The sequence below is a fragment of the Roseovarius sp. D22-M7 genome (assembly GCF_037083785.1).
Classification (GTDB): Bacteria; Pseudomonadota; Alphaproteobacteria; order Rhodobacterales; family Rhodobacteraceae; genus Roseovarius.
Genome location: NZ_JBAPKY010000108.1, coordinates 1 through 4,890 on the forward strand (window position 1 = coordinate 1; position 4,890 = coordinate 4,890).

The 4,890-nt window shown below is 62.4% G+C and carries 4 protein-coding genes; 1 reads left to right on the forward strand and 3 read right to left on the reverse strand.

Going from position 1 to position 4,890, the window contains the following annotated elements; all coding sequences use genetic code 11:
- Positions 1-135: 135 nt before the first annotated feature.
- Both V8324_RS21000 and V8324_RS21005 read right to left on the reverse strand, forming a co-directional pair.
- Positions 136-417, reverse strand: a complete 282-nt coding sequence (locus tag V8324_RS21000) for a helix-turn-helix transcriptional regulator (RefSeq protein ID WP_336421848.1) — start codon at positions 415-417, stop codon at positions 136-138.
- An 871-nt stretch (positions 418-1,288) separates the two neighbouring features.
- On the reverse strand, positions 1,289-1,846 hold the full coding sequence (locus V8324_RS21005; RefSeq protein ID WP_336421849.1) for a DUF4174 domain-containing protein: 558 nt from the start codon (positions 1,844-1,846) through the stop codon (positions 1,289-1,291).
- 778 nt (positions 1,847-2,624) lie between these two features.
- On the opposite strand from V8324_RS21005, the gene V8324_RS21010 reads away from it, so the two are divergent.
- Positions 2,625-3,980 (forward strand): peptidoglycan-binding protein, encoded by a 1,356-nt coding sequence (locus V8324_RS21010; protein ID WP_336421850.1) that lies wholly within the window; start codon positions 2,625-2,627, stop codon positions 3,978-3,980.
- A gap of 583 nt (positions 3,981-4,563) precedes the next feature.
- Here V8324_RS21010 and V8324_RS21015 read toward each other — a convergent pair.
- Positions 4,564-4,779 (reverse strand): hypothetical protein, encoded by a 216-nt coding sequence (locus tag V8324_RS21015; protein WP_336421851.1) that lies wholly within the window; start codon positions 4,777-4,779, stop codon positions 4,564-4,566.
- Positions 4,780-4,890: the final 111 nt, after the last annotated feature.

The following is a 4,890-nucleotide window of genomic DNA, read 5'->3' on the forward strand; positions in this document are numbered from 1 at the left end:
CGCCAGCATACAGCCGCGCCGTCCGGTTCTTCTTCTCTCGCGCCGCCCGTGCCCGCAGGTCCGCCGCGCTCAGCTGGTCCTTGATCTCCAACGCTCGTCCCATCTCTGCCTCATGATCCGTTTTCAAGCACGGAATCACGGATCCGGCAGCCTGAAAATGGCCCCAGAGTCAAACCTTTCGCGCGCTGGTATCAGCCCATCAGGCTCGAACTCGAGACAAGTGATGAACCCACAGGCCAGCTGGCTCTCCCACTCTTCGATATCGGCGAGGCGCCAGCGGGTCGTCGTGCCGCGTAGCTTGACCGGAGCGGGAAAATCACCGTTGCGCGTCCAGCGCCAGATGGAGTCCTTCGAGACGCCGAAACGCGTTGCGACCTGCTCGACCGACAGGTAGCAATTGATAGCCTGTGTTGCCATTATTCGGGTGCTCTTGGTTTTGAGCACATGGATGCGTAGACCCGTCGGCTGGTTTGTGACCTCCGACGAGGTGCCTCCATGTGCGGATGTGGCTATGGACCTATAGCAAGCGTTTCTTGAAATGATCGAGGCACGCGAAACTTTTTCCGGACTGCCCTGCGACAGTTCCGATCAGCGTCCATCTTTGCCTTGAGTCATGCCTCGATATCGCCCGAGAGGGCGGTGAAGTGCTCAGCCGATACGAGCAGGTGAGACGTAGCCAGTTGCATGAAGCTGCATTCAAACGCGTACATGATGGTGGTAAATTTGGTGGGATGGATTTCCCGGCTCGAAGAAAATTTCACAAAAACAGATGCTTGTTCACTGAAATGGCGGAGGGGACGGGACCGGTGTCGAACGTTCTCTGGCTTGTCTCACCCTGAACCCGGCTCCTGAGGTATGCAGGAGCCAATACCCGCCTGGCCATTTATGCAGCTGTGGTCGCGTTTGGATCGCAATGGTCTGGGTCGTGACGACCGTTTATAAGGGGAGTGTCCTGAACTTTGTGTATCCGGCCAGCCCATGCGGTTTCAGATACTCAAGCGTCAAAGCGCTCGCCGAACATTAGGTCCCTTCTCGATCTGTGTGGGTTGCCGGGCTCACCGAGGCTTGAGCGGACGCTACATCTTGTGCGCCCGGTAGGCGCGGCCGGCGCGTAGACCTCAACCATCGCAGCGACGGACGCGCCGGGCGATGTTGGCCTGCACGTGGTTTTTGAGTAGCCTTCGGCCGTTCTGAGCGATGGAGGGTGGAAGGGAGCCGGAGACGAACCCTTTGACGATGGCACTGGAGCCGGGGGCGCCGTGGTATGGCGCTGACGCTGTGAGAACGGTCAGTCCTCCGTGGTGCGGCTCTCACGCACCTCGCGCTGGCGCAGCGGCAGCTTGTTGATCGAGCGCGAGATCTCGCTCACGGACAACGGCACCGGTCTGCGCAGGATGATCGTGCCGTCCTTGCCCAAGATGACCACCATGAAATCCCTCGGGCGCAGGGATTGCCGGAAGGACGAACGCGCCGCAGGATCGGTGTCGGTGATCACGATAACGTCACGCTCGATCAGCGGCTCGACCCGCTCGGTGATGTTTTCCATCTGCTGGATGTATGACGGATTGTTCGGACTGTCCGCGAAGACGACGACGGGACGACGCCTCCAGCGCCATTCCCCGAGCGATGTTCCGACCGCTGGCCGGATGAGGCTGGCTTCGTCCGCACCGGTTTCTTCTTCGGGCGGCCTATCCTGCACGGGTGCAGATTGCTCAGCCGGGGGGAAAGGCGTCTGGGCGGAGGGCGTTTGCGCGGCCGTCACATCCGGTGCTGCAGTCAGTGTCGCGACGAGGGCAAAGGCACCGATTCCGGCGTATCTTTTCAAGGTTTTCACATATTCCAACATAAGGTCGACGGGCCCGTATTCACAGATGTCTTGCACGGCCGGCGCGAAAAAACATTTCTGACCCTCTCGCGTCGATTATTAGAAGTCACCAAACGCGAGAACCCCACTTTTCCATAACACAAGCCAATCAACATGCTTCGGATTTCCCTATCGAGGCATGGCTCGACCTCCTTGTATAGACGCCCGCTGAAACGGGCGGAAACGGGCGCGAAGTCCCGAGTTTTTCCGCCAACGCAATGGGGATGCATTCCGGCAATGGGGATGCATTCCGGCACCGGGCCTGTCCCGTGGCGAAAGCTCCCATGGGCAGCAGCAGCTTGTCGGCATCGGCCGCGCCTTGGCGCAGGAGGCGAGATGCTTTTCGACAAGGAAACCTCGGCTCCTTGACCCGAATGGGTGGGCGACGTGCTGGTCCTTGTGCGCAAGCCTGCCGAGCGCAAGCAGACCATGCTGGCCGTGACCGAAGAGATGCAGGTCGCGCCAGATCGCCGACCGAGTGGTGTTCATACACAGCGCAAAGATCTTCGAGAGCGGGGCGCCCGATCAGATTTTAAGCACCCCGCAGGATGAGCGGCTGCAACGGTTTCCCAAGAGGATGGGAGCTTGATGTAACCTGTCGCGCCCTGAGCTGTCGCGATGATCTGAACCGGACCGGAATTTTGCCGGAAGGTGTCGGGGCATCGTTGGTTTCAAACCATCCGGCGCTGGGCTGATCTGAGTTAGGGCGCGGAGTTACGAGGCGCGATAGTGTGGCACCAACAACTGAAGGGAGATGGAAATGAAACAGCTCATGCCTCTTGGACTGGCGTCCGTCACCAGCTTTGCTTTGTTGCTGCCGGCGACGGTCATGGCGGCGGATGTCGCCCTGGTGATCGGTAATCAGGACTACCGGAATGCGCCGGAGGCGGTAAGTGCTCGCGCCGACACTCGCGCCGTTGCCGATGCGCTCGCAGAGCACGGCTACGAGGTGATCTCGGGCACTGACCTCGACCGTGCTGGGATGCGCGCGCGCATCACCGAATTCACGGCCCTGCTCGACGGCGACGAGGCCGTCGACCGTCTGGTGGTGTTCTACTCGGGCCACACCTTGACCAGCGACGGGGTCAACTATCTGACGCCTGTCGACCAGGGCAACGCCTCGCTGGTCGAGACGATGATGGACGGCGTGCCACTGGACCTCGTGCTCAGGCTGGCTGGCCGGGAACCGGGTGAGGCGGTGGTGTTCCTCGACGGGGCCCAGCTCGACGGGTTCGAGGCCGAGGGGTTTGCCGCGCCGGGACTGTCGGACATAGAGGCGCCCGATGGCGTGCTCGTGGTCTCGGCCGCCGCACCGGGCCGCGCCATCGCGCGCCGCGCCACGGGCCAGAGTGACTTTGGCCGCAGCGTGGTCGACGGGTTCCTCGCGCCGGGGATCAGGGTCGGCACTGCGGTTGGCAATCTGGATTCGGCCGCCTGGGTGACCGGAGATACCGGGTCCGGCCTGGTTCTCACACCCGAGACCGCGGAACGCGTCACGGACCGGCCGGAGGCCGACACGAGCGACGCACCGGAAACGGCGTCACCCGATCCGGGCGCTGCCGCCGAGCAGCGGCTCGACCTGACACGGGCGGAGCGGCGGACGTTCCAGGAGAACCTGACCGTGCTCGGCCACGATACGCGTGGCGTCGAGGGCATCTTCGGGCCGGGAACGCGCACGGCGCTCCGGCAGTGGCAGGCGGCCAACGATCTGCCCGAGACAGGCTATCTCACGAGCGCGCAGGTGGCGCTCCTGAACCAGCAGGCGGACGCCGCGGCGCCCGCGCCTGAGCCGCAGGCCGATACCAGCGAGACCGAGCCGACGCGGCCGGATCCCGCTGTCAAGGAAGCGGCGCTCGACCTCAGCAAGGCCGACCGTCTTTCGATCGAGCAACGCCTGGATGTCCTCGGCTTCGCGCCGGGCCGGAAAGATGGCACCTTTGACGGTGACACGCGGCGGGCGATCGAAGACTACCAGCGCAGCCGCGATCACGCCGCGACCGGCTATCTCGACCGGCCCACGGCTGCATCCGTCATGCAGGAGACGCGCGGTGCAAGCGACGATATCATCGAGGGTGCCGAGGCGCTGGTGGACATCCTGCGCAGCCTCGACAAGTAACGCGCGCGCGGGTGCCGGTTCGCCGGCGCCCGGCCCTGTGATCAGCGCGCGGGGCGCTGCATCCGAAGGGCCGTCAAGAATGCCCCGAAACCCACCCGCCGGCCGGAGCGCACACTCGGTCAAACAATGAAATGGAGCACATCATGAACAATATCATCTGGATCGTCGGCGCCGTCGTCATCGTCATTTTCATACTTGGTTTTCTCGGGCTGCGTTGAGGCGAGTTGCTATCCAGCAAGGTATCGCAGTGTGATCATCCCGAGCGTCGAGCCAGGCTGGCCGGAAAGCCCTCAGAGATAGCGCCGTCACAATATCATGGACGATAAAATAACGGCTTTTGGTCCGTAATGCACCTGAGATCGTGCCGGACCGTCGCGGCCGGAAAGCCGTCTTGCGGCTCCGCGTATTCGTCCGGAACTTCACGCAAGCGTTCGACGGGTGGAATATCCACGACAAGCCGCCGGAGCCCGCCACCCTTGACGCAAAGGCCCGAACCGCGTCACATTACCTCATGCACGGGTTGTGCGCATAAGAGATCTCCAAGCACATCGTGACACAGCCGGGACCCGGGCCGGGCCGGAAATCAGAAGATCAGTCCAAGCGCATCGCCGATGCCGATGTTTTCTCGCGCGTTTGAGAGTTCCTCGAGCGTTATCCTGCCATCCTCGTTTGCATCGGCAAACGCCAGGTCGCTCTCGATCCGTTCGTTCCACTCGGCACGGGTCAACTCTCCGTCAGAATTCATGTCGAGAACGCTGAACAGCCCCTGCAGCAGGTCCCGGTCCGTATCTTCCGGCACGACCTTGTCCGGCAGCCTGCGCGTTCCGGGGACATCCGATCACCGGTTCCGATAACATCCGATCAGTGATTCCGATTTAATCCGATCACCTGTTCCGGGGCATCCGATCAC